Here is a 25,055-nt window from a genome sequence, read left to right as displayed (position 1 = left end):
ACGGGAAGGGACGGACGGCGACGAAACGTCGCGGCCAAGGCTTGCCCGTGCCGGGCTTTCAGCTATGATTTCCAGCGCTTCAGGAACGGATGGACCTTGAGATGAGCATTGCCGCCCCGGAAACCCAGGTCGTCACCAAGTGGAAGGTCGCCTGCGATGGCGGCGAAGGCGCGCTGGGCCATCCCCGCGTCTGGCTGACGATCCCGCAGGACACCGGATTCGTCGAATGCGGCTATTGCGACAAGCGGTTCGTCATCGACCGCGACCACGCGCACGACGACCACTGATCCCCGCAGGACCGGCATCGCGACGGGCGGGATTAATCCGGCCTTAGCCGTTTGCGTCGTTCCCTCGTTTCCGCATGGACGAGGGAATGGGCGATGTTTTCTTCCGAGGATATCGAGGCGGTGCGGTCAAGCTTCGCGGCCGCGCTGGAACGCGAGCCGGAGCTGATCCTGCTGTTCTACGAACGGCTGTTCCGTGCCAATCCGCACCTGCGCAGCCTGTTCCCGCGCACGATGAAGGATCAGGCGCACAAGCTGCACCTGACGCTGGACATCGCGATGGCGGGGCTGCGCAAGCCGCAGGCGCTCGAGTCGCCGCTGCGGGCGCATGGCAGGCGCCACGCGGCGATGGGGGTGCGCTCGCCCGACTACCAGCTGGTCGAGACGGTCCTGGTCGAGGTTCTGGCCGAGCTTGCGGGCCCGGACTGGACCCCGGCGGCGGCCGCGGGCTGGGACCGGCTGCTGGGCTTCGTCAGCGCGACGATGATCGCCGGCGCGACCGAGGAGCGCGCCCGCCCGGCCTTCCCCGGCGTGCCGCAGCCGATGCGCCCCGCCGGCTGAGGCCCGCCTCCAAGGCCCGCCCGTCGAAGACCGCCAGATGAAGCCCGCCGGTTGAAGACCGCCGGCCCGGTCGCCGCCGGCGCGTTCCGGCGGTGGCGGCCGCAAGCCTGCGGACTGGAAGCCTGCGGCCCTTTGTGTCACTCCTGCGCGACAAGCCGACGCGACACGGAGGGGCCGAGATGTCCGCAGACTTCACCAAGGACAGCCACCTGCACCTGATCGACGGCTCGGCCTTCATCTTCCGTGCCTACCACGCGCTGCCGCCCCTGACGCGCAAGTCCGACGGGCTGCCGATCGGCGCGGTCGCGGGCTTTTGCAACATGCTCTACCGCTATGTCTCGGGCAATTCCGGCCCCGACGCGGCCAGCCACGTGGCGGTGATCTTCGACTATTCCTCGAAGACCTTCCGCAACCAGATCTACGACCAGTACAAGGCCCACCGCCCCGAGCCGCCCGAGGACCTGCGCCCGCAATTCCCGCTGACGCGCGACGCGACCCGCGCCTTCAACATCGCCTGCATCGAGACCGACGGCTACGAGGCCGACGACATCATCGCCTCCTACGCCTGCCGCGCGCGCGAGGCGGGCGGGCGGGTGACGATCATCTCGTCCGACAAGGACCTGATGCAGTTGGTGGGCGACGGGGTCGAGATGCTCGACCCGATGAAGGACCGCCGCATCGGCCGCGAGGAGGTGTTCGAGAAGTTCGGCGTCTACCCCGAGCGCGTCGTCGACGTGCAGGCGCTGGCGGGCGATTCGGTCGACAACGTGCCCGGCGCCCCCGGCATCGGCATCAAGACCGCGGCGCTGCTGATCAACGAGTTCGGCGATGTCGAAAGCCTGCTCGCCCGCGCGGGCGAGATCAAGCAGCCCAAACGCCGCCAGACCCTGATCGACCACGCCGAGATGATCCGCATCTCCAAGCGCCTCGTCACGCTCGACTGCGACACCCCGCTGGACGAGCCGCTCGCCGATCTCGCGATCCGCGCACCCGAGGCCGAGACGCTGATGGGCTTCCTCAACCAGATGGAATTCCGCACGCTGACCAAGCGGGTGGCCGACAGCTTCGGCGTCGCCGCGCCCGCCATGCCCGAACCCGCCGCGGCCGCCGCCCCGGCCGATCGCGCCGCCACCCCCGGCGCCCCGCCGCCCGAGCCCGAGCGCCTGCCCTTCGACGCCGCCGGCTATGCCTGCATCACCACGGCCGCGGCGCTCGCGGACTGGATCGCCGAGATCGCCGACCGCGGCCTCGTCGCCTTCGACACCGAGACGACCGGCCTCGACGAGATGCGCGCCGATCTGGTCGGGATCTCGCTTGCCACCGCGCCGGGGCGGGCCTGCTACATCCCGCTCGGCCACCGCGCCGGCGGCGACGACCTGTTCTCGGCCGAGGCGCCCGCGCCCGACCAGCTGCCGCTCGACGAGGTGATCGCCGCGCTGAAGCCGGTGCTCGAGGACCCGGCGATCCTCAAGATCGCGCAGAACGCCAAGTACGACGTGAAGATGCTCGGCCGGTACGGGATCGATGTCGCCCCGGTCGACGACACGATGCTGATGAGCTACGCGCAGAACGCGGGCCTGCACAACCACGGCATGGACGAGCTGTCGGACCGCTACCTCGGCCACCAGCCGATCCCGATCAAGGAGCTGATCGGCTCGGGCAAGAGCCAGATCACCTTCGACCGCGTCCCGGTGGCCGAGGCGGTCAAATACGCGGCCGAGGATGCCGACGTGACCTTCCGCCTGTGGCAGGTGCTCAAGCCCCGGCTGCACCAGGCCGCGGTGACCACGGTCTACGAGACGCTGGAGCGCCCGATGGTGCCGGTGCTCGCGGCGATGGAGCGCGCGGGCGTGCTCGTCGACCGCGACACGCTCTCGCGGATGTCGAACGCCTTTTCCCAGAAGATGGCGGGCCTCGAGGCCGAGATCCACGAGCTTGCCGGCCAGCCCTTCAACATCGGCTCGCCCAAGCAGCTGGGCGAGATCCTGTTCGACAGGCTCGGTCTTTCGGGCGGGTCCAAGGGCAAGACCGGCGCCTATGCGACCGGGGCCGAGGTGCTCGAGGACATCGCCGCCGACGGCGATGTCGAGGCCGGCCGCACGCTCGCGGCGCGCGTGCTCGACTGGCGGCAGGTCTCGAAACTGAAATCGACCTACACCGACGCGCTGCAGACCCATATCCACCCCGAGACGGGGCGCGTGCACACCTCCTATTCCATCGCCGGCGCCGCGACCGGGCGGCTGGCGTCGACCGACCCGAACCTGCAGAACATCCCCGTGCGCACCGAGGAGGGCCGCCGCATCCGCGAGGCCTTCGTCGCCGGCCCGGGCCGCCGGCTGGTCTCGCTCGACTACAGCCAGATCGAACTGCGCATCCTCGCCCATGTCGCCGACATCCCGGCGCTGAAGGAGGCGTTCCGCGACGGCATCGACATCCACGCGATGACGGCAAGCCAGATGTTCAACGTGCCGCTCGAGGGCATGGACCCGATGGTCCGCCGCCAGGCCAAGGCGATCAACTTCGGCGTGATCTACGGCATCTCGGGCTTCGGCCTCGCGCGCAACCTGCGCATCCCGCGGGCCGAGGCGCAGGCCTTCATCGACACCTATTTCGAACGCTTCCCCGGCATCCGCGAATACATGGACGCGACCGTGGCCTTCGCGAAGCAGACGGGCTACGTCCAGACCCTCTTCGGCCGCAAGATGCACACGCCCGAGATCAACGCGAAGGGCCCGACCGCCGGCTTCGCGCGCCGCGCCGCGATCAACGCCCCGATCCAGGGCGCCGCTGCCGACATCATCCGCCGCGCCATGGTCCGCATGCCCGGCGCCATCGCCGACCTGCCGGCGACGATGCTGCTGCAGGTCCACGACGAACTGCTGTTCGAGGTCGACGAGGCCGCGGTCGACACGCTGATCGGTCGCGCCCGCGCGGTGATGGAGGGCGCGGCCGATCCCGCCGTCGCCCTCGACGTGCCCCTGGTCGTCGACGCGGGCCAGGGCGCCAACTGGGCCGAAGCGCACTGACGCCCTCTCCGCCCCCCTCGACTTTGTCCAAATATCCCGGGGGGCGCCGCAGGCGCGGGGGCAGCGCCCCCTCGGCACGGCTTTCGCCTTGGACGAAATGTCCCGGGGGGCCGCGGCCCCGGCCGCGGCGGGGGCAGCGCCCCCTCCCACTTGCCCAGCCCCGCGACGCTGCCTATAACGCCCGCCATGAACCGGATGGTCTTCACCGCCGCGCCGATCGCGCGAATTACCGGCCCGGCGCTCTGATCCTCAGGGCGGCCGGGTGATCCGACGTCCGGGGCCGGTCGCGCGATGCCGCCGTCCCGGGCGCCCGTTGCAGAAGACCTCTCCGGGACCCGTCCCGGACCCCGTTCCCAGACAGCCCCCGATCGCCGGCCGCGCCGGCGCGCCGCCGGGGCCCCGTTTCCAAGGATGTCCGCCGATGTGCGCCGATACCGTCCCGCCCGCCGAGACCACCGCCCCCGACTACCGCGACACCGTCTTCCTGCCCGAGACCGCCTTCCCGATGCGCGCGGGCCTGCCGCAGCGCGAGCCGGGCTGGCTGGCGCGCTGGGCCGAGATCGGCGTCTACGACCGCCTGCGCGAGAAGCCGGGCCGGGCGCCCTTCACGCTGCATGACGGCCCGCCCTATGCCAACGGCCACCTGCACATCGGCCACGCGCTGAACAAGGTGCTGAAGGACATGGTGGTGCGCAGCCAGCAGATGATGGGCCGCGACGCGCGCTATGTCCCGGGCTGGGACTGCCACGGCCTGCCGATCGAGTGGAAGATCGAGGAGCAGTACCGCGCCAAGGGCCTGAACAAGGATGACGTGCCGGTCGTCGATTTCCGCCAGGAATGCCGCCGCTTCGCCGAGGGCTGGATCGACATCCAGCGCGAGGAGTTCAAGCGCCTCGGCGTCACCGGCAACTGGGCCGACCCCTACCTGACCATGGACTTCCACGCCGAGGCCGTGATCGCGCGGGAATTCATGACCTTCCTGATGAACGGCTCGCTCTACCAGGGCTCGAAGCCGGTGATGTGGTCGCCGGTCGAGAAGACCGCGCTGGCCGAGGCCGAGGTCGAATACCACGACCACACCAGCCACATGATCTGGGTGCGCTTCCCGATCGTCGCGGGCGCGCCCGCCGACATGGCCGGTGCGAAGGTGGTGATCTGGACCACCACCCCCTGGACGATCCCGCAGAACCGCGCCGTGGCCTTCGGCCCCGCGATCTCCTACGGGCTCTACGAGGTCACCGGCCGGCCCGAGCAGAGCCAGGCCACGATCGGCGAATACCTCGTGCTGGCCGATACGCTGGCCGGCCAGGTGATGGCGCAGGCCAAGCTTGACGACACCATGTACCGCCGCCTGCGCGACGTGGGCGCCGAGGAACTCGGCGCGCTGACCCTCGCCCATCCCTATCGCGGGATCGAGGGCGGCGCCGGCGAATGGGACTTCGACGTGCCGATGCTGCCGGGCGACCACGTCACCGACGACGCGGGCACGGGCTTCGTGCACACCGCGCCCAGCCATGGCGACGACGACTATCAGCTGGGCCTGAAGTTCGGCCTGCCGATGACCTACAACGTCGAGCCGGACGGCAGCTACCGCACCGACCTGCCGGTGTTCGGCGGCCAGGCGATCATCCTGCCCGACGGCAAGGAAGGCCCGGCGAACGTCGGCAACATCAAGGCGCTGGCGGGCCAGGGCGCGCTGCTGGCCAAGGGCAAGCTGAAGCATTCCTACCCGCACAGCTGGCGCTCGAAGGCGCCGCTGATCTACCGCAACACGCCGCAGTGGTTCGTGGCCATCGACCGCGACCTGAACGACGGCATGGATAGCTACGGCACCACGATCCGCGCGCGGGCGCTGAACTCGATCAACCGGCTGGTCGAATGGACCCCGGCGGGCGGGCGCAACCGTCTGCACTCGATGATCGAGAGCCGCCCGGATTGGGTGCTGTCGCGCCAGCGCGCCTGGGGCGTGCCGCTGACCTGCTTCGTCAAGGCCGGTGCCAGGCCCACCGATGCCGACTTCCTGCTGCGTGACGCCGCCGTCAACGCCCGCATCGCCGAGGCCTTCGAGGCCGAGGGCGCCGATGTCTGGTACACCGAGGGCTTCAAGGACAAGATGCTGGACGGCATCGTCGACCCGGCGGCCTACACCCAGATCTTCGACGTGCTCGACGTGTGGTTCGATAGCGGCTCGACCCATGCCTTCGTGCTGCGCGACCGCAAGGACGGCACCGCGGACGGGCTTGCCGATCTCTACCTCGAGGGGACCGACCAGCACCGCGGCTGGTTCCATTCCTCGATGCTGCAGGCCTGCGGCACCAAGGGCCGCGCGCCCTATCGCGGCGTGCTGACCCACGGCTTCACGCTGGACGAGAAGGGCATGAAGATGTCCAAGTCGCTCGGCAACACCGTGGCCCCGCAAGAGGTCATCGACCAGTACGGCGCCGACATCCTGCGGCTGTGGGTCGCGCAGTCCGACTACACCGTAGACCTGCGGATCGGCAAAGAGATCCTGAAGGGCACCGCCGACAGCTACCGGCGGCTGCGCAACACGCTGCGCTTCCTGCTCGGCTCGCTCAACGGCTTCACCGAGGCCGAGCGCGTCGCGCCCGAGCAGATGCCCGAGCTGGAGGCCTGGGTGCTGCACCGGCTGGCCGAACTGGATGGCGAGGTGCGCAAGGGCTATGCCGCCTATGACTTCCAGGGCGTGTTCCAGAAGCTGTTCACCTTCTGCACGCTCGACCTGTCGTCGGTCTATTTCGACATCCGCAAGGACGCGCTCTATTGCGACGCGCCCGACTCGCTGCGCCGGCGTGCCGCGCGCACGGTGATGGACCTGCTGTTCCACCGGCTGGTGACCTGGCTGGCCCCGATCCTCGTCTTCACGATGGAGGAGGTCTGGCTCGAGCGGTTCCCGGGCGAGCGATCCTCGGTCCATCTCGAGGACATGCCCGAGACGCCCGCCGCCTGGCTGAACCCGGGTCTCGCCGCCAAGTGGGACGGCATCCGCCGCACCCGCCGCGCGGTCACCGCCGCGCTCGAGGTGCAGCGCACCGCCAAGGAGATCGGCGCCAGCCTCGAGGCGGCCCCGGTGGTCCATGTCGAGGATGCCGATCTTCTGGCGGCGCTGAAATCGGTCGATTTCGCCGAGGTCTGCATCACTTCGGCGCTGGCGCTGACCGGCGATCCGGCCCCGGCCGAGGCGTTCCGCCTGGGCGACGTGCCCGGCGTGGGCGTCGTGTTCGAAAAGGCGATGGGCGAGAAATGCGGCCGGTGCTGGCAGATCCTGCCCGACGTCGGCAGCCATGCCCATCCCGGCACCTGCGCGCGCTGCGACGCCGCGCTGGGCGCGACGGGGCGCTGATGCCCGAACTGGCGGTGACCGGTCCGTTCGGGCGGGTCACCGTCACCGAGACCGCCGGCCGGATCACCCGGCTGCGCTGGTCCGACCTGCCGGCGACCGACGAGACCCCGCTGCTGGCCGCCGCGCGCGACCAGCTGGCGGCCTATTTCGCCGGCCGCCTGCGGCGGTTCGATCTGCCGCTGGACCTGGGCGAGGGGTTCCGCGCGCGGTTCCTTGCGGCGCTGGTCGCGATCCCCTTCGGCGCCACGCGGCGCTACGGCGATCTCGCGCGCGATCTGGGGGTCTCGGCGCAGGCGATCGGTCAGGCCTGCGGCGCGAACCCGATCCCGATCATCGTGCCCTGTCACCGGGTCCTCGGGACCGGGCACCTCGGCGGCTTCTCGGCCCCCGGCGGGATCGAGACCAAGCTTTCCCTGCTGCGCCTCGAGGGCGCCGAGATCCCGGGGCAGGGCGGGCTGCTGCTTTAGGCGGCCTTCGCCTCGCGGGCGCGCTTGACCGCCTGTTCCACCGCGTTGGTGACGTCGAGATGGCCCGACAGCTCGGTGTTGGTGTGGTGCCAGGCGCCGGGGATGATGAAGTCGGTCTCGATCTCCTTGTCCGAGTTCATCTCGCCGTAATTGTCCTGCTCACCCATGATGGTGACGGCGCGGAAGCCCTCGGGCAGCGCGATCCGGGTCGAGATCTGGATCACCGTCAGCGACTTGGCCAGCGCCGCGGCCTTGTCGGGCTGGCTGTCGGCCAGAATCGACAGCGCGTCCGAGATCACGACATTGCCCTTGGAATGGCCGACGATCACCTCGAACGGGTGGTCGGCCAGGATCGCGGCGACGGTCTTGGCATCCTGTGCGCCCGTCGCCTCGTCAAGGCCGGGCACCTTGGAATAGGCGAAGGTCGATCCGTGCGGCCGCGACAGCAGGTCGAGCATCTCGAACTGGTGGCGGTTGCGCATCAGCTGGGTGAACCACAGCATCCCGCCCATCACCTCGGTCATCAGGTCCGACACGCCATAGCCCGAGACCACCGCCAGCACCGGCGCGTCCAGTGCGTCGCCGACGTTGCGGGCGAAGGCCGCGGCCCCCAGCGCCGACGAGCCGCCGCCCGCCACCACCAGCGCCTTGCAGGCCTGGCTGTGGCGCGAGGCGCGGAAATCGTCGAAATGGTCGAAGCGTTCGACATCGGGGTGGTCGGAATTGCCGACCATCAGCACCGAGCCGGGCGCGGCATAGCGCGGCGCCATCTCGGCCGCTTCGTGGTTGTGCAGCTTGTCGAGGTCGTAGAACAGCCAGTCGAGCATCGCGTTGCGCTCGCGCGGCAGCTCAAGCAGGGCCTCGCGCATCGGGTTCGGCCGGTTGGCCTGATCGGCGATGGTCATCAGCCGGGCGGTCTGCGCGGCGTGAAGGATCGCGAGGGATTGCATGGCGTTCTCCGGATCTGGCTGCCTTCCGCCGCAGGATGATCCGGTTTCCCGCGCCCGGCAAGAGCACCTGCCACCGGCTTCGCGTCAATTGTGCGCGCGTGCCTTCGGAAACAGCTCTTGCACGATGCCGGCGAGCAGCAGGTAGAGCGACGTGATCACCAGCCCCCAGTGCGCCCAGCTCTGCGGATCGAAATCGACCCAGGCGGCCCAGCCCGCGAAGAAGGTCCAGCCCAGCGCCATCGGCAGCGACAGCCAACGCCAGCGCTCGGTCCGCACCGGGTGGATGAACTTGAGGTTGAGGAACATCGCGACCGCCAGCGCCACGACCAGCGCGAGCGTGATCCAGAACGGCGGCTTTAGCGCGAACAGCACCAGCACCACCATGTTCCAGCAGCCCGGGAACCCGGCGAAGCTGTTGTCCTTCGTCTTCATCCGGGTGTCGGCGAAATAGACGACCGAGCCGTAGACGATGACGATGATCGCGGTCCATCCGGTCCAGCCCGGCAGCAGGTCCGACTTGAACAGCGCATAGGCGGGGATGAAGACATAGGTCAGGTAGTCGACGATCAGGTCCATCAGGACGCCGTCATAGGTGGGGAAGTTCTTCTTCACCTCGTAGCGGCGGGCCAGTGGCCCGTCGATGCCGTCGACGAACAGCGCCACCACCAGCCACCAGAACATCTTCGCCCACTCGCCCTCGACCGCCGCCAGCAGCGCGAGCATGGACAGGACCGCGCCGGTGGCGGTGAGAAGGTGGACCGAGAGGGCCTTGAGGCGCAGCGACATGGGCCCCCTGATGACTGAAAAGTGACGACTCCGCAACCAAGCCCTGAGGTCCGCGCGAAGTTCCCGCAGGTTTCGGCAAGCGCGGCGTCACGCGGGCCTTCGACAGGGGGCGGACGCGGGCGAGGAAGGCGTCTCGGGGCCCCGACACGGCGGCCACTGTCCCGTCCCCGGGCGAAGGCGCCGGTTCAGGCGCGCGGGTGCGCGGCCTCGTAGACCTCCAGCAAGCGGGCGGCATCGACGGCGGTATAGGCCTGGGTCGTCGACAGCGAGGCGTGGCCCAGCAGCTCCTGGATCGTGCGCAGGTCGCCGCCGGCGGCCAGCAGGTGCGTGGCGAAGCTGTGGCGCAGCGCGTGCGGCGTTGCCGTCGCCGGCAGCCCGAGGCCCATCCGCGCCGTTTCCATCGCCTTGGCGACGATGCGCGCGTTCAGCGCCCCGCCGCGCGCGCCGCGAAACAGCGGCCCCGCGGGATCGCGCGCAAAGGGCGCGGCGGCAAGATAGGCCTCGACCGCGCGGGCCGCCGCCGGCAGCACCGGCACCAGCCGTTCCTTGCCGCCCTTGCCGCGGATCCGCAGCACCTCGGCCAGCGGCGCATCGGCCCCGGTCAGGCCCAGCGCCTCGGAGATCCGCAGCCCGCAGCCCCACAGCAGCGTCAGCACGGCCGCGTCGCGCGCCGCGATCCAGGGCTCGAGCGCCTGCACCTCGACCGCCTCGATCATCGCGCGGGCCGCATCGGGGGCGAGCGGCCGGGGCAGCGGCTTCTTGAAGCGCGGCGAGCGCGCGGACAGCACCACGGTCGCGTCGAACCCCTCGCGGTCCGACAGCCAGCGGTAGAAGCTGCGCACCGACGACAGCTGCCGCGCAAGGGTGCGGGCCCCGACGCCGCCGTTGCGCTGGTGCGCCATCCAGGCCCGCAGGTCCGCGGCCGAGATCCGCCCAAGCGGGCCGGGCGCCACCGGCTCGTCCCAGTGCCCGGCCAGGAAGCCCAGGAACTCCGACACGTCGGCGCGATAGGCGGTGACGGTGCGCGGCGCCGCGCCCTCGAGCGCGCCAAGATGCGTGCCCCAGGCCTGCAGCGCGTCGCGCAGGGCCGGGGTCAGCATCAGGCTCATGCGAGCCAGCGCCGCATCGCCCGCTCGAAGGCGCCGGCGAAGAAGCCCAGCAGGTCGGTGCCCTGCGACGGCTTGAAGTGATGCGGGTCCTCGGAGCCCAGCACCAGCATCCCCGGCAGCCGTCCCGGCCCGAGGTTCAGCCGCAGCACCGCCTCGGAGCGGACGAAGTCGGCCCGCTCGCCATAGACGCCGTCGGTCGTCGGCCGGGTCTGGCGCAGCACCACGTCGCGCACCGCGCCGTTGCGGGGGCCGCGCATGTAGGCGGCGACAAAGCCCGGCTCGGCGATGCAGAGCACCTCGCCCAGATGCGCCAGCGCCGGATCCTCGTCCGACTGGCGGCTCTCCAGCACCAGGCGCAGCGCGTCCAGCCGCAGCAGCCCCTGCAGCCCGCCCTCCAGCTCGGCCAGGAAGTCCTCGAAGGTCGCGGGCTCGAGGATGCTGAGGACGGCGCGGTGGATCTGGGTGGTGCCGGCGAGGTTCTCGTAGGCCGCCGCGATCACCGAGCGGTGCGTGTCCTCGAGCCGGTCGAGCCGCTGCTCGAGCCGCGCCATGGCGATGCCGCGCAGATCGACGATGTTGGCGCCCATCGCGCGCTCGTTCGCCGCGACCAGCGCCTTCATCAGGTCGCGGTCCTCCAGCACCACCTCGGGCTGGGCGATGACCAGCGCGCGCAGCCGCGCGGCGATCACTTCGGGGGAATCGGTCTTCTCGGCGGGATCCACCATGCCTGCCATCCTTGGTCTGCTGCTCGCGGGTCCTTGATCGGACCTCGTTGGGCGGCAGGGTAGCGGCTTGGCCGCGGGGCGGCAATCGCCCCGATCGTGGCGGCGGGGCAGGCGCGGCGGATCGGCAACGGCCCGCTCCGCCCCCCGGTCGGCGCCCGGGGATCGTCCGGGGGCACGCGGTCCGGCGGGGCAGGCGCGGCGGATCGGCAACGGCCCGCTCCGCCCCCCGGTCGGCGCCCGGGGATCGTCCGGGGGCACGCGGTCCGGCGGGGCAGGCGCCCCGCCGGCACGGTGGTCAGAGAATGCTCTGGCCGGTCGCGGCCCAGTCCTTGGTGAACTGCTCGAGCCCCTTGTCGGTCAGCACGTGGTTCGCCATCGCCTTAATCACCGCGGGCGGGGCGGTCATCACGTCGGCGCCGATGCGGGCGCATTCGATCGCGTGGTTCACCGTGCGCACCGAGGCCGCCAGGATCTCGGTCTGGAAGTCGTAGTTGTCATAGATCGTGCGGATGTCGTTGATCAGCTCGCAGCCGTCGATGCCGTTGTCGTCCAGCCGGCCGACGAAGGGCGAGATGAAGGCCGCGCCCGCCTTGGCGGCCAGCAGTGCCTGCCCGGCCGAGAAGCAGAGCGTGACGTTGACCATCTTGCCCTCGGATGCGAAAGCCTTGCAGGCGGTCAGCCCGGCCCAGGTCAGCGGCACCTTGATCGCGATGTTATCGGCAATGGCGGACAGTTTCATGCCCTCGGCGATCATGTCCTTGGCCTCGGTGGCCACGACCTCGGCCGACACCGGGCCCTCGACCAGATCGCAGATCTCCTTGGTGACCTCGAGGATGTTGCGCCCCGACTTCAGGATCAGCGACGGGTTGGTGGTCACGCCATCGACCATGCCAAGGGCGTGCAGCTCCTTGATGGCGGCGATGTCGGCGGTATCGACGAAGAATTTCATGTCCGGCCTCCTTGGGGCGGGGGACCGTTTGCCTGCCCCCCTGACAAATCGTGCACCTGATAGCGCAACCAGCCGCGTCGCGGAAGCCCCGAGGCCCGCGCGGCATGGCTGATCTGCCGCTTTTCACCGATGGCCCGCCGGCCGAATTCCCCGAAGGCGCGCGGGTCGCCGTGCTGACGGCCGAACCGGTGGGGCGGGTTCTCGACTATCTGGCGCCCGAGGGCGGCTGCGACGCGGGGGCCTATGTGGCGGTGCCGCTCGGGCCGCGGCTGGTGCTGGGCGTGGTCTGGGGCCCGGGCGAGGGCGGGTTCGACGCGGCGAAGCTGCGCCGCGTGAACCGGGTGCTGGATGCGCCGCCGATGCCCGGGCCGCTGCGCGACTTCCTGGTGCGGGCGGCGGACTACACGCTGACCGCGCCCTCGGCGATGCTGCGGCTGGCGACGCGCGCGCCGGGCCTGGGCGAGCCGCCGGGCGTGCGGCTGCTGTACCGCGCGAACGGCCATGTGCCGGCGCGGATGACCGAACCGCGCGAGCGCGTGCTCGAGGCGATGGCCGAATACGACGGCGCCGCCCTGACCCTGTCCGAGATATCGGCGGCCTCGGGCGCCTCGAGCGCGGTGGTGAAGGGCCTCGTGAAGGCCGGCGCCATCGACGAGATCGAGGCGCCGCGCGACCAGCCGTTCCCGCCGCTCGATCCCGGCCGGCCCGGCAAGGCGCTGGCGCCCGACCAAGCCGATGGCGCGGCGCGGCTGGCGGCGGCGGTGGCCACGGGGCGCTACGGCACGACGCTGCTGAAGGGGGTCACCGGCTCGGGCAAGACCGAGGTCTATCTCGAGGCGGTCGCCGAATGCCTGCGGCAGGGCCGGCAGGCGCTGGTGCTGCTGCCCGAGATCGCGCTGACGGCCGAGTTCCTGACCCGGGTCGAGGCGCGCTTCGGCGCGCGGCCCGCCGAGTGGCATTCGGGCGTGACCCAGACCGAGCGGCGCCGGGTCTGGCGCATGGTGGCCGAGGGCCAGGCGCAGATGGTGATCGGCGCGCGATCAGCCCTTTTCCTGCCGTTTCGGGATCTCGGGCTGATCGTCGTCGACGAGGAACATGACGGATCCTACAAACAGGAGGATGGCGTCCTTTACAATGCGCGCGACATGGCGGTGCTGCGCGCGGCGCTGGCCGATGCGCAGGTCGTACTGGCCTCGGCCACGCCGTCGCTGGAAACCTGGGTGAATGCCGACACCGGCAAATACGCCCGCATCGACCTGCAGTCGCGCTTCGGCGCCTCGGTCCTGCCCGAGATGGCGACGATCGACATGCGCGAGGAGCGGCTCGAGGCGTCGACCTGGATCTCGCCGGCGCTGGCGCGGGCGGTGACGGCGCGGATCGCGGCGCGGGAACAGTCGCTGCTGTTCCTCAACCGCCGCGGCTTCGCGCCGCTGACGGTCTGCCGTGCCTGCGGCCACCAGATCGGCTGCGACCAGTGTGACGCGCGGATGGTCGAGCACCGGTTCCAGAAGCGCCTCGTCTGCCACCAGTGCGGCGAGACGAAGCCGATCCCGCAGGCCTGCCCCTCCTGCGGGGTCGAGGGCAAGCTCGCCCCGGTCGGGCCCGGGGTCGAGCGGCTGGCCGAGGAGGTCGCGGCCAAGTTCCCGGATGCGCGCGTGGCGGTGCTGTCCTCGGACCTTTTCGGCTCGGCCCGGGCGCTGAAACAGGCGATCACCGACATCGCGGCAGGGGGCGCCGACATCATCATCGGCACGCAACTCGTGGCCAAGGGCCACAATTTCCCGCTGCTGACGCTGGTGGGCGTCATCGACGCGGATCTTGGCCTGCAGGGGTCAGACCTGCGCGCGGCCGAGAAGACCTTTCAGCTGATGCGGCAGGTCGCGGGCCGCGCGGGCCGGGCCGAGAAGCCCGGCGTGGCGCTGTTGCAGACCTTCCAGCCCGAACATCCGGTGATCCGCGCGATCCTGTCGGGCGACGAGGAGGGGTTCTGGCGCGCCGAGGCCGAGGGCCGCCGCGCCGCCGGCATGCCGCCCTTCGGCCGGATGGCGGGGATCATCCTGTCCTCGCCCGATCTCGGCGCGGCGCATGACCTTGGAACAGAACTGGCGCGCCGTGCCGACCCGCTGCGCCGCATCGGGGCCGAGGTCTGGGGACCGGCGCCGGCGCCGATCGCGCGGGTGCGCGGGCGCCACCGGATCCGGCTGCTGGTCAAGGCCGACAAGGGCGCGCCGCTTCAGGCCGCGATCGCCGAGTGGATCGCGCAGGTGAAGGTGCCCAACAACGCGCGCCTCGCGGTCGACATCGACCCGCAAAGCTTCCTTTGATCGGATTTGTGCAACTCAGGGGCGATCTCTGGCCGGTCTTCTGGCCAGAAGATCGCGTTCATCCAAGCTGGCTGTGCACGGCCGAGGCGAGGTTCTCGATCACCGAGCGCGGGAAGGTGCCGACGACGGCATAGCCCATGCCGCGGTCGATCCACCAGAAGCCCTGCATCCCCTCCTTGTCGACGAAGCGGAAGGCGGTCTCGGTCCCCGCGGGCTGGGGCGCGACGTAAAGCGTGGCGCGGTGGCCCGCATCGTCTTCGTAGATGAACATCGCCGCGACGCTGTCCATCGGGCCCTGATCCATCGGCACGATCCGCCCGCCCATCAGCCGGAACCCGAGCGCGCCCAGATCCGGCGCCGCGATCTCGTGCCCGAGCCGCTTCGACAGCCAGCTTTCCAGCTGCGGGCGGTTGTCGCCGGTGACCTCGACCGCGCGGATCGGCTCGACCGCGAAGGCCTCGTGCGCGCGCATTGCGGCGGTCGAGACCGACATCGGCGCGGGCGCGCCCCCCGGCCGCATCGTCACCGCCGCCCCCCAGCCGCCCGCCGCGCCAAGGCCCAGCAGCGCGACCGAGGCCGCGATCCTGCGCAGCCCGGACAGCGCGCGTCGTGGCGCCGGCGCCGGCTGTGGCCGCGCAGGCGCGCGCAGCGGCGCCTCGGCCCGCCGCGCGGCCTCGAGCGCCGCGGTCATCGCGGGCGGCAGCGGCTCGGCGGCGACCGGGTCGTAAAGCGCGGCCAGCGCATCGTCCTGCGCGTCCCAGTCGGCCAGCACCGCCAAGGCCGCCGGGTCGCGGTCGACGCGGGCCTGCAGCGCCCGGGCCTCGGCCGCCGACAGCCGCCCGTGCCTGAGCGCGATCAGCGCCAGATCCCCGATCCTGTCGCGATCTCCGCCGCTCATTGCCGTCCGCTCCCGTCCATGACCCGCCGCGCGCCGGGGCGCGGCTCGGGCGTCTCGCCCGTCATCTCGCGCAGCGCCGCGCGGGCACGGCCCAGTCGCGACACCAGCGTGCCCTCGGGCACCTCGACCACCGCGGCGGCCTCGGACAGGCTCAGCCCCTCGATCGCCACCAGCAGCAGCGCCTGGCGCTGGTCCTCGGGCAGGCGCTGCATCGCCGCCTCGACCTCGCGCAGGCGCAGGTGGCCGTCCTGTCCGCCGCTGACCGCCCGCTCGGGCAGGCTGTCGGTCTGCACCAGCCGCACCCGCGCCGCCTGCCGGCGCAGCCCGTCGCGGTGCAGGTTCACCATGATCCGGAACAGCCAGCCCTTGAGCGATCCCTCGCCGCGCCATTGCGCCCGAGTGGCGAGCGCGCGTTCCAGAACGTCCTGCACGAGGTCGTCGGCGGCCGCGGCGTCGCCCAGCATCGCCCGGGCGTGCCGCCGCAACGCCGGCAGCAGCGCCGCGATCCCGTCGATCGTGACGCCCGCCCCCGTGCCGCTCTCCGTCCCGCCGCCCCTCAGCGCCAAACCCGCATTCCTTCTCGTGGCCAGACGCGCCGCCGGGGCCGCGACCCCGGCGGTCCCGTCGGTCCCGGTCAGGGCTTGGCCACGTGCCACACGCCGTTCATGCCGTCGCCCGACATGTCTCCGGCCATCTTGTCCTTGGCCCATGTGTAGAGCGGCATGCCCCGGAAGGTCCACTGCTTCGCACCGTCGCGCCGCTCGGTCAGCGCGAGATCGCCCTCGGCCATCGCGCCCTCGGCCGCAAGCGCCGGCGGCCAGTTCATCGCGCAGTCGTCATAGCAGGCCGACATCCCCTGCGCGTCCTTGTCGAAGGTGTAAAGCGTCATGCCCTCGGCATCGGTCAGCATCTTGTGCATGCCCTCGCCCTGCATCATCGGCATCGCGCCGCCCATCGCCATCTCGGCCGCGGCCGGCATCGCGCCCGCCAGTGCCGCGACCGCCGCCACCACCGGTGGCAGGCGCTTGATCGTCATCAGGCCCATCGTCGCACTCCCTCTCGATCTGCGGACCCGACTGCCGGATCCGGCCGGCCCCATCGCGTGGAACCCGTCTGCAACGACGCGGCCGGCGCGGGCGGCATCCCGCCGCTCACGCGAAGGTGAGCCGGGCAGGGGACTCGCCGGTTGGGTCAGGCCGTGTTACCAATTTGATAACCGAGTGACTCGATGGTCTTGCATGGGCGGAGGCTGCGCGGGTGAGGATACTTGTGATCGGGGCCAGCGGCTCCGGAAGCTCGACACTGGCGCGCGCCTTGGCCGGCGCCCTCGAGACCCAGCACTTCGAGGTCGACGATTTCTTCTGGAAACCCACGGACCCGCCGTTCCGCGAGCGCAGGCCCGCCGAGGAGCGCGTGCGCCTGCTGCGGGAGATGGTGCTGCCGCGCGGTGACTGGGTGCTGGCGGGATCGCCGATGGGCTGGGGCGACGCGGCGGTGATCCCGCGGCTGAGCCACGTGATCTTCACCACGCTCGACCCGCAGGTGCGGCTGGCGCGGCTGTCGCGGCGCGAGCGCGTGCGCTATGGCCCGCGCATCGACCCGGGCGGCGAGCGGTACGAGAGCTATCGCGCCTTCATGGACTGGGCCGCGGGCTACGACCGGGCCGATTTCCTCGGGCGCAGCCGGCTGGCGCACGACAGCTGGCTCGACGACCTGCCCTGCCCGGTGCTGCGGCTGGATGCGCGCGCGTCGCGCGACCGGCTGGTGCAGGTCGCGCTCGACTGGCTGGCCAGCGGGCTGCCCGCGCCCCGGGCGCAGCAGGCGATCGCGCGGTCCTGAACCGCACGGGGCTGGTGGCGGCGCCCGCCAGTGACTAGATGCAGCCCATACCAGAGTTCCATCCTGCGGAGGACACGATGCTGAACATGCTTTTCGGCAAGCCCGCCGAGATGCCGACCCGCGCCGAGGCCCTGCCGGGCCGGCCCGAGCCGATCCCGACGGCCGAGACCCATTTCCTGTCCGGCCTGCCGTTGCGCGCGCCGGTGCCCGACGGCATGGCCGAGGCCATGTTCGGCATGGGCTGCTTCTGGGGCGTCGAGCGGATCTTCTGGAACACCCCGGGCGTGTGGCTGACCATGGTCGGCTATGCCGGCGGCCTGACCCCGAACGCGACCTACCGCGAGGTCTGCACCGGCCTCACCGGCCACAACGAGGTCGTGCGCGTCATCTTCGACCCGGCCGTGATCAGCTACGAGCAGCTGCTGAAGGTGTTCTGGGAAAACCACGACCCGACGCAGGGCATGCGCCAGGGCAACGACCGCGGCACGCAGTACCGTTCGGGCGTCTATGCCTACACGCCCGAGCAGGAGGCCGCGGCCCGCGCCACCCGCAGCAAGTACGCGGTGCAGCTGGCCTCGGCCGGATATGGCGCGATCACGACCGAGATCCTGCCCGCGCCCGAGTTCTTCTTTGCCGAGGACTATCACCAGCAGTATCTCGCCAAGAACCCCGAGGGCTATTGCGGCATCGGTGGCACCGGCGTGACCTGCCCGGTCGGCCTCGCGGTCTGACGGCGCGGCGCCGCCCGCCACCCCTCGCGGCCATTGACCCTGTGGCCGCGGGGGCCTAAGGCCGGTCCGGCATTCCGCCGCTGGACACGAGGCCCGCCATGACTACCTTCACCGCCCTGACCACGCTCGCCGGCCGCGAGCCCGCCGAGGCGCTCGGCGAGGCGATGGAGGACATGGAGCCCGAGCCCACCGGCGTCGGCGTCTTCGAGATCGAGGACGGCTCGGGCCGCTGGGAAGTCGGCGGCTATTTCCTCGATCGTCCCGACGATGTCGAGCTTGCGCTGCTGGCCGCGGCCTATGGTGCCCAGCCCTTCGTCGTCTCCGAGGTCCCCGAGACCGACTGGGTCGCCCATGTCCGCCGCGACCTGCACCCGATCGAGGCCGGGCGCTTTTTCATCTACGGCGCGCATGACGCCGACAAGGTGCCCGCGCAGGCGCTGCCGCTGCTGATCGAGGCCGCGATGGCCTTCGGCACCGGCCACCACGGCACCACGCAGGGCTGCCTGCTGGCGCTCGACACGCTGGTCAACGACGGCTTCGCGGCCCGCAGCGTCGCCGACATTGGCTGCGGCACCGCGGTGCTGGCCATGGCCGCGGCCCGGGTCTGGGGGGCAGAGGCCACGCCCGAGATCCTCGCCTCGGACCTCGACCAGATCGCGGTCGAGACCGCGCTCGCCAATGCCGAGGCCAACGGGCTTGGCGACCGGCTGTCCTGTTTCGAATGCGCGGGCTTCGACCACCCCGCCTACGAGGGGCGCCGCTTCGACCTGATCTTCGCCAACATCCTCAAGGGCCCGCTGATCGAGCTTGCCCCCTCGGTCGCCGCCCATGCCGCGCCGGGTGGCCGCGTGATTCTGTCGGGCATTCTGAACCCGCAGGCGGACGAGACGCTGGCAGCCTACGTCGCCGAGGGCTTTGTCCTCGATGTGCGCAAAGAGCTGGGTGAATGGACGACATTGGTTCTTTCCGCGAAACCCTGACCGGACGGGCTTCCCGCGCCGCGGCGGCTGCTGTTAAGGTGATCGGACGTGCGCACCGAGGACAGGATGTCAGATCCGAACATGGCCAGATTCCAGCTTAGGCTGGCCCGGATCGAGCAGGCTCATGCAGAGCTTGCCTCGGTCGAGGAGCGTCTGGCCTCGCCGCGCAGCGGACGCGCGCTGCGCACGATCGCGCGCAGCCTCGCGATCATCGTCATGGCGGTGATGGTGCTGAAGATCGCGATCGTCGCCCATATCGGCGAGGCCGCCTATGAGGCGCGCGTCGCGGCGCTGCGAGGCGGCAAGTCGATCGATCGCACCGGCGCGATCGTGCTCGCGCTCGATCCCGTCAGCCGTGGCGCCGCGCGCCTGATCGCCGGCCGCCGGAACTGACCCCGCTGGCGCCCGCGCCGTCTGTCTCTGACTGACTCAAGCACAGTGTCGGGCGACCGTCGGGGCGTGCCGTGCACGCCCTGCCCGAACCGGGATCATCGCCCCCGGAAACGACAAAGGGCCGCGCATCGCTGCGACGGCCCCGTCCGTGTGGTCGGCTCGTTTCGGCGGATCAGCGGGCGCTGATCATGTCGATGTCGCCCCGGCTCAGCCCGATATCGTCGAGCTCGCGGTCGCTGAGGCGGGCAAGCGCCTTGCGGGTGACGCGGGCATCGTTCCAGGCGGCGACGGAGGCAACGAGCCGTCCCACGATCCCAACACCGGCGCCCGGAGCAGCCAGGCGGTTCGTTTCAAAGGCGGCCATGTCGTTCATCCTTGTTTTCAAACTGCCGAAATCTTCGGCATCGCTTTCGATGAGCGGCAGATAATCCGGGCGCTTTGACAAAACAAGCGGGCGTCATGGCATACGAGGGCTGCTTGCCGTGCATAGCTCGGCAGGTCGGTTAAGGCGCTGTCAGGCAATCACAAATCTGCCATGATCCCTGTCGTGATCGGGCCTCTGCGTGTCGCTTTCCGACCGGTTTCGCCGCCCGGCCGTCGCGAAGCCGCCGCAAAGGCTTCCGGCTGGTGAATGTTCGCGTTTCGTGCTAGTGGGTCGGAAAAGACACGAAACGCCGGTCACCGGCGGCAAGGGGCAGGCAGTGACAGCTCAGACAGCGGCTCGGATGCGAATCCTGGGGCTCGATCCGGGGCTTCGGACCACCGGATGGGGGGTGATCGACGTCGAGGGGTCGCGACTCACCCATGTCGGGAACGGCACCTGCACCTCGGGCGAGGGCGACCTCGCGCAGCGGCTGCTCGCGCTGTTCGAACAGATCGGCGACGTCGTCGCCCGCTTCGCGCCGACCCATGCCGCGGTCGAGCAGACCTTCGTCAACAAGGATGCCTCGGGCACGCTGAAGCTGGGCCAGGCGCGCGCCATCGCGCTGCTGGTGCCGGCGCGGGCGGGGTTGAGCGTCGGCGAATACGCCCCCAACGCGGTGAAGAAGGCCGTGGTCGGCGTCGGGCATGCCAACAAGGACCAGATCGGCCACATGATCCGGGTGCACCTGCCGGGGGCCGAGGTCGCGGGGCCGGACGCCGCCGACGCGCTGGCCATCGCCATCACCCATGCCCACCACCTGCAAAGCGCGGGCCGCGTCTCGGCCGTGGTCAAGGCCGCGCGCCGGGCGCCGGCGGCGAAGGGATGGGCCGAGATTGCCGCGAAACGCGCCGTGAAGAGGGCCTGAGAGATGATCGGACGCATTGCCGGCGTGATCCTGCACCGCGCCATGGACCACGTGCTGATCGACGTGCGGGGGGTGGGCTACATCGTCCACGTCTCCGAGCGCACGGCCGCCGCGCTGCCGCCGGTCGGGCAGGCCTGCGCGCTCTACACCGACCTGCTGGTGCGCGAGGACCTGCTGCAGCTGTTCGGCTTTCCCAGCCTGCTGGAAAAGGAATGGCACCGGCTGCTGACATCGGTGCAGGGGATCGGCGCCAAGGCCTCGCTCGCGATCCTCGGCACGCTGGGGGCCGAGGGCACGGGCCGCGCCATCGCGCTGGGCGACTGGGGCGCGATCCGCAAGGCGCCCGGGGTCGGCCCGAAGCTGGCGCAGCGGGTCGTGCTCGACCTCAAGGACAAGGCACCGAAGGTGATGGCGATGGGCGGGGCGCTGACCGTCGACGTCTCGCTGCCCGACGACGCCGTGATCGAGGCGCCGGCCGCGCCGGGCCCGCGTGCCGCCAAGGCCGCGCCGCCGCCGCCGCCGGCCTCGGCCCAGGCGACGGCCGATGCGCTTTCGGCGCTGTCGAACCTCGGCTACGGCGCGTCCGAGGCCGCCGCCGCCGTGGCCGAGGCCTCGGGCGCCGATCCCGAGGCCGGGACTGCCGCCCTGATCCGCGCCGCGCTGCGGCTGCTTGCGCCCAAGGACTGACCCGGCCGGCCCCGGTCGCCCGGCTTGACCGGCGGCCGGTCCCCCGGCACGCTCGGGGAACCGGTGTGTCGCAAGGGGGGAAGGGAGATGCGCGCGTTCGTCGTCGCCGCCACGGTGCTGGCCGCAGGGCCCGCCGCGGCCGATGTCTTCACCTTCGAGACCCCGTCCGAGAACATCCAGTGTTCGGCCGGGGTCGAGGCCGACGGCTCTGACGTCATCTGCATCATCATCGAGCGCGCGGGTCCGCCGGCGGCGCCGCGCCCGGCGGGCTGCGTGTCGGACTGGGGCCACAAGTTCGCGATGACCGACCGCGGACCGGTGCAGATGCTGTGCGAGCCGCTCGACCGCTCCCGCGACGGGTTCGACACCGCCGGCTACGGCGTCACCGCGCAGTTCGGCGCGATCAGCTGCCTGTCGTCGCGCGAGGGCCTGCGCTGCGCGAACCGCGACGGTCACGGCTTTTTCCTGTCGCGCCGCAGCCAGCAGGTGTTCTGACCCGCCGGCCGGCGCCGGTCCCCGTCCCGCCCCCGTCCCGCCCCCGTCCCGCATGCCCGGCGCGATCCGGCTTGAGACGGAGCCCGCCCGGGCCCATATCCGGCAGGCGCGGGAACTGCCGCGCGCGGCACGAGGCAGGAGAGCGATGGGCTACGTGAAGACGGCGATGCTGATGGCGGCGATGACGGCGCTGTTCATGGGCGTGGGCTATCTGATTGGCGGCTCGGGCGGCGCGGTCATCGCGCTGGTCGTGGCGGGCGCGATGAACCTGTTCAGCTACTGGAACTCGGACAAGGCGGTGCTGCGGATGCACAACGCGCGGCTGGTGACCGAGCGTGACGCCCCCGACTATGTCGGCATGATCCGCGAGATGACGACGCGTGCGGGCATGCCGATGCCGGCCTGCTACGTGATCGACACCGATCAGCCCAACGCCTTCGCGACCGGGCGCAACCCCGAGAACGCCGCCGTTGCCGCGACCACCGGCCTGCTGCGCCGCCTCAGCCGCGAGGAGGTCGCGGGGGTGATGGCGCACGAGCTTGCCCATGTGCGCAACCGCGACACGCTGATCATGACGGTGACCGCGACCTTCGCCGGCGCGATCTCGATGCTGGCGAATTTCGCGCTGTTCTTCGGCGGCAACCGCGACCGGCAGGGCGGGCTGATCGGCACGCTGGCGCTGATGATCCTTGCCCCCTTCGCCGCGGCGCTGGTGCAGATGGCGATCAGCCGGGCGCGGGAATACGAGGCCGACCGCGGCGGGGCCGAGATCTGCGGCCAGCCGCTGTGGCTGGCCTCGGCGCTTGGCAAGATCGACGCCTTCGCCAGGGGGATCGAGATGCCCGCGGCCGAGCGCAACCCCGCCACCGCCCACATGTTCATCATCAACCCGCTGCACGGGCAGGGCGCGGACAAGCTGTTCTCGACCCACCCGAACACCGCCAACCGCATCGCCGCGCTGCAAGAGCTGGCGGCCGCGGGCGGCGGCGGCCCCGCGGCCAGGGCCGCTGCCCCGCGCCCGGCCGGCCTGCGCGAGAGCCGCATCCCCCGCACCGGCCGCGACGCGCCCCAGCGCGGCCCCTGGCCCTGACAGGGACGGAACGGGACGGCAGGGGCGGGGGCTTGCGCCGCCCGCCCATCCGGGTGAGAACGGATCGGAAACAGCGAGAGGCCCGCGATGCCTGCCCCCGATCCCACCCTGCGCGCCGCCGCGCTCCCGGACGAGACGCCGGGCGCGGACCGCGCGCTGCGCCCGCAGGGGCTCGAGGAATTCGTCGGCCAGGCCGAGGCCCGCGCCAACCTGCGCGTCTTCATCGAAAGCGCGAAGCGGCGCGGCGAGGCGATGGACCACACGCTGTTCCACGGCCCTCCCGGCCTTGGCAAGACGACGCTGGCGCAGATCATGTCGCGCGAGCTTGGCGTCAACTTCCGCATGACCTCGGGCCCGGTGCTCGCCAAGGCCGGCGATCTTGCGGCGATCCTCACCAACCTCGAGGCGCGCGACGTCCTGTTCATCGACGAGATCCACCGCCTGAACCCGGCGGTGGAAGAGGTTCTCTATCCGGCGATGGAGGATTTCGAGCTGGACCTCGTGATCGGCGAGGGTCCGGCCGCGCGCACCGTGCGCATCGAGCTGCAGCCCTTCACGCTGGTCGGCGCCACCACGCGCCTCGGCCTGCTGACGACGCCGCTGCGCGACCGCTTCGGCATCCCGACCCGGCTGCAGTTCTACACCGAGGCCGAGCTTGACCTGATCGTCGCGCGTGGCGCCCGCCTGCTCGGCATCCCGTCCGAGCCCGAGGGCACGATGGAGATCGCCCGGCGCGCCCGCGGCACCCCGCGCATCGCCGGCCGGCTGCTGCGCCGGGTCGTCGACTTCGCGCTGGTCGAGGGCGACGGCCGCCTGACCCGCGCCATCGCCGACAGCGCGCTGACGCGGCTCGGGGTCGACCGGCTCGGGCTCGACGGCGCCGACCGCCGGTACCTCACCCTGATCGCCGAGCACTATCTGGGCGGCCCCGTGGGGGTCGAGACGATCTCGGCCGCGCTCTCGGAAAGCCGCGACGCGATCGAGGAGGTGATCGAGCCCTACCTGCTGCAGCAGGGCCTGATCCAGCGCACGCCGCGGGGCCGGATGCTCGCCCCCCGCGCCTGGACCCATCTCGGCCTGCCGCCGCCACCGCCGCCCGGCGCCGCCCAGACCGAGCTCTTCGAGTGATCTGCTTTCGCATTGGTCCAAATATCCCGGGGTCCGGGGCATCGCCCCGGCGCCCGCCGCCAGTGTCGCCGCCAGCTTCGTCGCCAGTGTTGCTGCCATCGGGACCGCGCCGGGAATTCGCCTCTCGCCCTCGGCCCCCCCTTTCCCTATAACCGGGCTGACGCCCCCATCCGCCGACGGAGCCCGCCCATGCCCGCCGACCTGTCCCCGATCGACAAGGCCAAGTTCGCCGCCGCCAGGCGCGCGGTCGATCACGTCCAGGACGGCATGCGGCTCGGGCTCGGGACCGGCTCGACCGCGGCCTGGATGGTGCGCTGCCTGGCCCGGCGGGTGCACGAGGAGGGGCTGCGGGTCACCGGCGTGCCGACCTCGGCCCGCACCGCCGAACTCGCGCGCGAACTCGGCATCCCCGTCGTCGGGCTCGACGAGGCGAAATGGCTCGACCTGACGATCGACGGCGCCGACGAATTCGACCCGCAGCTGACCCTGATCAAGGGCGGCGGCGCGGCGCTGCTGCAGGAGAAGATCGTCGCGACCGCCTCGGACCAGATGATCGTGATCACCGACGCCGCGAAGGCGGTGGCCCAGCTTGGCGCCTTCCCGCTGCCGGTCGAGGTCGTGCCCTTCGGCTGGCAGACCACCAAGGCGCTGATCGAGGAGACGCTGGTGTCGATGGACGTGCTGGGGCGCGACACCTCGGTGCGGATGAACGGCGCCCATCCCCTCGTCACCGACGAGGGCAACTACATCATCGACCTGCACCTGCGGCGGATCGGCAACCCGCGCCAGCTGGCGCTGGTGATGAACCAGATCCCCGGCGTGGTCGAGACGGGCCTGTTCATCGACATCTGCGACATGGTGATCATCGGCCACGGCGACGGCCGGCTCGAGATCCGCGACGTGAACCAGGGCACGGTCGAGCACGATCACATCGACTTCGCCGAAGACCGCAACATCTTCGCCGATCTCGGCGAGTGACTGGA

At 71.2% G+C, this 25,055-nt stretch carries 25 protein-coding genes; 16 read left to right on the top strand and 9 right to left on the bottom strand.

Features of this window, described 5'->3' with window-relative positions:
- The first annotated feature begins 101 nt into the window (after positions 1-101).
- The 5 genes from V8J39_RS15145 (at position 102) to V8J39_RS15125 (ending at position 7,699) form a co-directional block, all read left to right on the top strand.
- The gene (locus V8J39_RS15145) at positions 102-287 is read left to right on the top strand and encodes a zinc-finger domain-containing protein (protein WP_336461766.1); all 186 of its coding nucleotides are present in this window, start codon (positions 102-104) and stop codon (positions 285-287) included.
- A gap of 93 nt (positions 288-380) precedes the next feature.
- Positions 381-845, top strand: coding sequence for a globin domain-containing protein (locus V8J39_RS15140; protein ID WP_336461765.1), 465 nt, complete (start codon positions 381-383; stop codon positions 843-845).
- A 179-nt stretch (positions 846-1,024) separates the two neighbouring features.
- Positions 1,025-3,871 (top strand): DNA polymerase I, encoded by a 2,847-nt coding sequence (gene polA, locus V8J39_RS15135; RefSeq protein WP_336461764.1) that lies wholly within the window; start codon positions 1,025-1,027, stop codon positions 3,869-3,871.
- A gap of 421 nt (positions 3,872-4,292) precedes the next feature.
- Complete coding sequence (gene ileS / locus V8J39_RS15130; RefSeq protein WP_336461763.1) at positions 4,293-7,232, top strand: isoleucine--tRNA ligase; 2,940 nt, start codon at positions 4,293-4,295, stop codon at positions 7,230-7,232.
- Positions 7,232-7,699 (top strand): methylated-DNA--[protein]-cysteine S-methyltransferase, encoded by a 468-nt coding sequence (locus tag V8J39_RS15125; RefSeq protein ID WP_336461762.1) that lies wholly within the window; start codon positions 7,232-7,234, stop codon positions 7,697-7,699. Before ileS ends, V8J39_RS15125 begins: the two co-directional genes overlap by 1 nt.
- Here the strand turns inward: V8J39_RS15125 and V8J39_RS15120 are convergent.
- The 5 genes from V8J39_RS15120 to fsa all read right to left on the bottom strand — a co-directional run bounded on the left by V8J39_RS15120 (position 7,696) and on the right by fsa (position 12,218).
- A complete protein-coding gene (locus V8J39_RS15120; RefSeq protein WP_336461761.1) occupies positions 7,696-8,649 on the bottom strand; it encodes a hypothetical protein in 954 nt (317 codons plus the stop codon). The genes V8J39_RS15125 and V8J39_RS15120 overlap by 4 nt on opposite strands.
- Positions 8,650-8,733: 84 nt before the next feature.
- Positions 8,734-9,435 (bottom strand): CDP-alcohol phosphatidyltransferase family protein, encoded by a 702-nt coding sequence (locus V8J39_RS15115; RefSeq protein ID WP_336461760.1) that lies wholly within the window; start codon positions 9,433-9,435, stop codon positions 8,734-8,736.
- A gap of 185 nt (positions 9,436-9,620) precedes the next feature.
- On the bottom strand, positions 9,621-10,544 hold the full coding sequence (locus tag V8J39_RS15110; protein WP_336461759.1) for a tyrosine recombinase XerC: 924 nt from the start codon (positions 10,542-10,544) through the stop codon (positions 9,621-9,623).
- On the bottom strand, positions 10,541-11,269 hold the full coding sequence (locus tag V8J39_RS15105) for a DUF484 family protein (protein WP_336461758.1): 729 nt from the start codon (positions 11,267-11,269) through the stop codon (positions 10,541-10,543). Before V8J39_RS15105 ends, V8J39_RS15110 begins: the two co-directional genes overlap by 4 nt.
- Before the next feature lie 295 nt (positions 11,270-11,564).
- Positions 11,565-12,218, bottom strand: a complete 654-nt coding sequence (gene fsa / locus V8J39_RS15100; RefSeq protein WP_336461757.1) for a fructose-6-phosphate aldolase — start codon at positions 12,216-12,218, stop codon at positions 11,565-11,567.
- Positions 12,219-12,322: 104 nt separating this feature from the next.
- Between fsa and V8J39_RS15095 the strand changes: the two genes are divergently transcribed.
- Complete coding sequence (locus V8J39_RS15095; RefSeq protein ID WP_336461756.1) at positions 12,323-14,542, top strand: primosomal protein N'; 2,220 nt, start codon at positions 12,323-12,325, stop codon at positions 14,540-14,542.
- A 58-nt stretch (positions 14,543-14,600) separates the two neighbouring features.
- Here V8J39_RS15095 and V8J39_RS15090 read toward each other — a convergent pair whose 3' ends face one another.
- From V8J39_RS15090 to V8J39_RS15080, 3 genes are all read right to left on the bottom strand, one after another.
- Positions 14,601-15,440 (bottom strand): anti-sigma factor family protein, encoded by an 840-nt coding sequence (locus tag V8J39_RS15090; protein WP_336461755.1) that lies wholly within the window; start codon positions 15,438-15,440, stop codon positions 14,601-14,603.
- Positions 15,437-16,006: a sigma-70 family RNA polymerase sigma factor gene (locus tag V8J39_RS15085; protein ID WP_336461754.1), complete on the bottom strand. Its 570-nt coding sequence runs from the start codon at positions 16,004-16,006 to the stop codon at positions 15,437-15,439. The genes V8J39_RS15090 and V8J39_RS15085 overlap by 4 nt, the downstream gene beginning before the upstream one ends.
- Positions 16,007-16,074: 68 nt before the next feature.
- Entirely contained in the window at positions 16,075-16,485 is a 411-nt protein-coding gene (locus V8J39_RS15080; RefSeq protein ID WP_336461753.1) for a COG4315 family predicted lipoprotein, read from the bottom strand.
- A 212-nt stretch (positions 16,486-16,697) separates the two neighbouring features.
- Between V8J39_RS15080 and V8J39_RS15075 the strand changes: the two genes are divergently transcribed.
- From V8J39_RS15075 to V8J39_RS15060, 4 genes are all read left to right on the top strand, one after another.
- Positions 16,698-17,279, top strand: a complete 582-nt coding sequence (locus V8J39_RS15075) for an adenylate kinase (protein WP_336461752.1) — start codon at positions 16,698-16,700, stop codon at positions 17,277-17,279.
- An 86-nt stretch (positions 17,280-17,365) separates the two neighbouring features.
- The gene (gene msrA / locus V8J39_RS15070) at positions 17,366-18,010 is read left to right on the top strand and encodes a peptide-methionine (S)-S-oxide reductase MsrA (RefSeq protein ID WP_336461908.1); all 645 of its coding nucleotides are present in this window, start codon (positions 17,366-17,368) and stop codon (positions 18,008-18,010) included.
- 98 nt (positions 18,011-18,108) lie between these two features.
- Positions 18,109-18,990 (top strand): 50S ribosomal protein L11 methyltransferase, encoded by an 882-nt coding sequence (locus tag V8J39_RS15065; protein ID WP_336461751.1) that lies wholly within the window; start codon positions 18,109-18,111, stop codon positions 18,988-18,990.
- An 81-nt stretch (positions 18,991-19,071) separates the two neighbouring features.
- Entirely contained in the window at positions 19,072-19,383 is a 312-nt protein-coding gene (locus V8J39_RS15060) for a hypothetical protein (RefSeq protein WP_336461750.1), read from the top strand.
- Between the two features lie 172 nt (positions 19,384-19,555).
- On the opposite strand, the gene V8J39_RS15055 is transcribed toward V8J39_RS15060, so the two are convergent.
- Entirely contained in the window at positions 19,556-19,747 is a 192-nt protein-coding gene (locus V8J39_RS15055; RefSeq protein ID WP_336461907.1) for a DUF1127 domain-containing protein, read from the bottom strand.
- 361 nt (positions 19,748-20,108) lie between these two features.
- Here V8J39_RS15055 and ruvC point away from each other — a divergent pair, with 361 nt between their 5' ends.
- From ruvC to rpiA, 6 genes are all read left to right on the top strand, one after another.
- Positions 20,109-20,672, top strand: a complete 564-nt coding sequence (ruvC, locus tag V8J39_RS15050) for a crossover junction endodeoxyribonuclease RuvC (RefSeq protein ID WP_336461749.1) — start codon at positions 20,109-20,111, stop codon at positions 20,670-20,672.
- Between the two features lie 3 nt (positions 20,673-20,675).
- The gene (ruvA, locus tag V8J39_RS15045; protein WP_336461748.1) at positions 20,676-21,359 is read left to right on the top strand and encodes a Holliday junction branch migration protein RuvA; all 684 of its coding nucleotides are present in this window, start codon (positions 20,676-20,678) and stop codon (positions 21,357-21,359) included.
- A gap of 87 nt (positions 21,360-21,446) precedes the next feature.
- Positions 21,447-21,854: a DUF6636 domain-containing protein gene (locus tag V8J39_RS15040; protein ID WP_336461747.1), complete on the top strand. Its 408-nt coding sequence runs from the start codon at positions 21,447-21,449 to the stop codon at positions 21,852-21,854.
- A gap of 145 nt (positions 21,855-21,999) precedes the next feature.
- Positions 22,000-22,944 (top strand): zinc metalloprotease HtpX, encoded by a 945-nt coding sequence (htpX, locus tag V8J39_RS15035; RefSeq protein ID WP_336461746.1) that lies wholly within the window; start codon positions 22,000-22,002, stop codon positions 22,942-22,944.
- Positions 22,945-23,031: 87 nt separating this feature from the next.
- Complete coding sequence (gene ruvB, locus V8J39_RS15030) at positions 23,032-24,072, top strand: Holliday junction branch migration DNA helicase RuvB (RefSeq protein ID WP_336461745.1); 1,041 nt, start codon at positions 23,032-23,034, stop codon at positions 24,070-24,072.
- A 189-nt stretch (positions 24,073-24,261) separates the two neighbouring features.
- Complete coding sequence (rpiA, locus tag V8J39_RS15025) at positions 24,262-25,050, top strand: ribose-5-phosphate isomerase RpiA (protein ID WP_336461744.1); 789 nt, start codon at positions 24,262-24,264, stop codon at positions 25,048-25,050.
- Positions 25,051-25,055: the final 5 nt, after the last annotated feature.

The organism is Frigidibacter sp. MR17.24 (assembly GCF_037095655.1).
Taxonomy (GTDB): domain Bacteria; phylum Pseudomonadota; class Alphaproteobacteria; order Rhodobacterales; family Rhodobacteraceae; genus Frigidibacter.
This window is presented reverse-complemented; position numbering and strand designations above follow the sequence as displayed.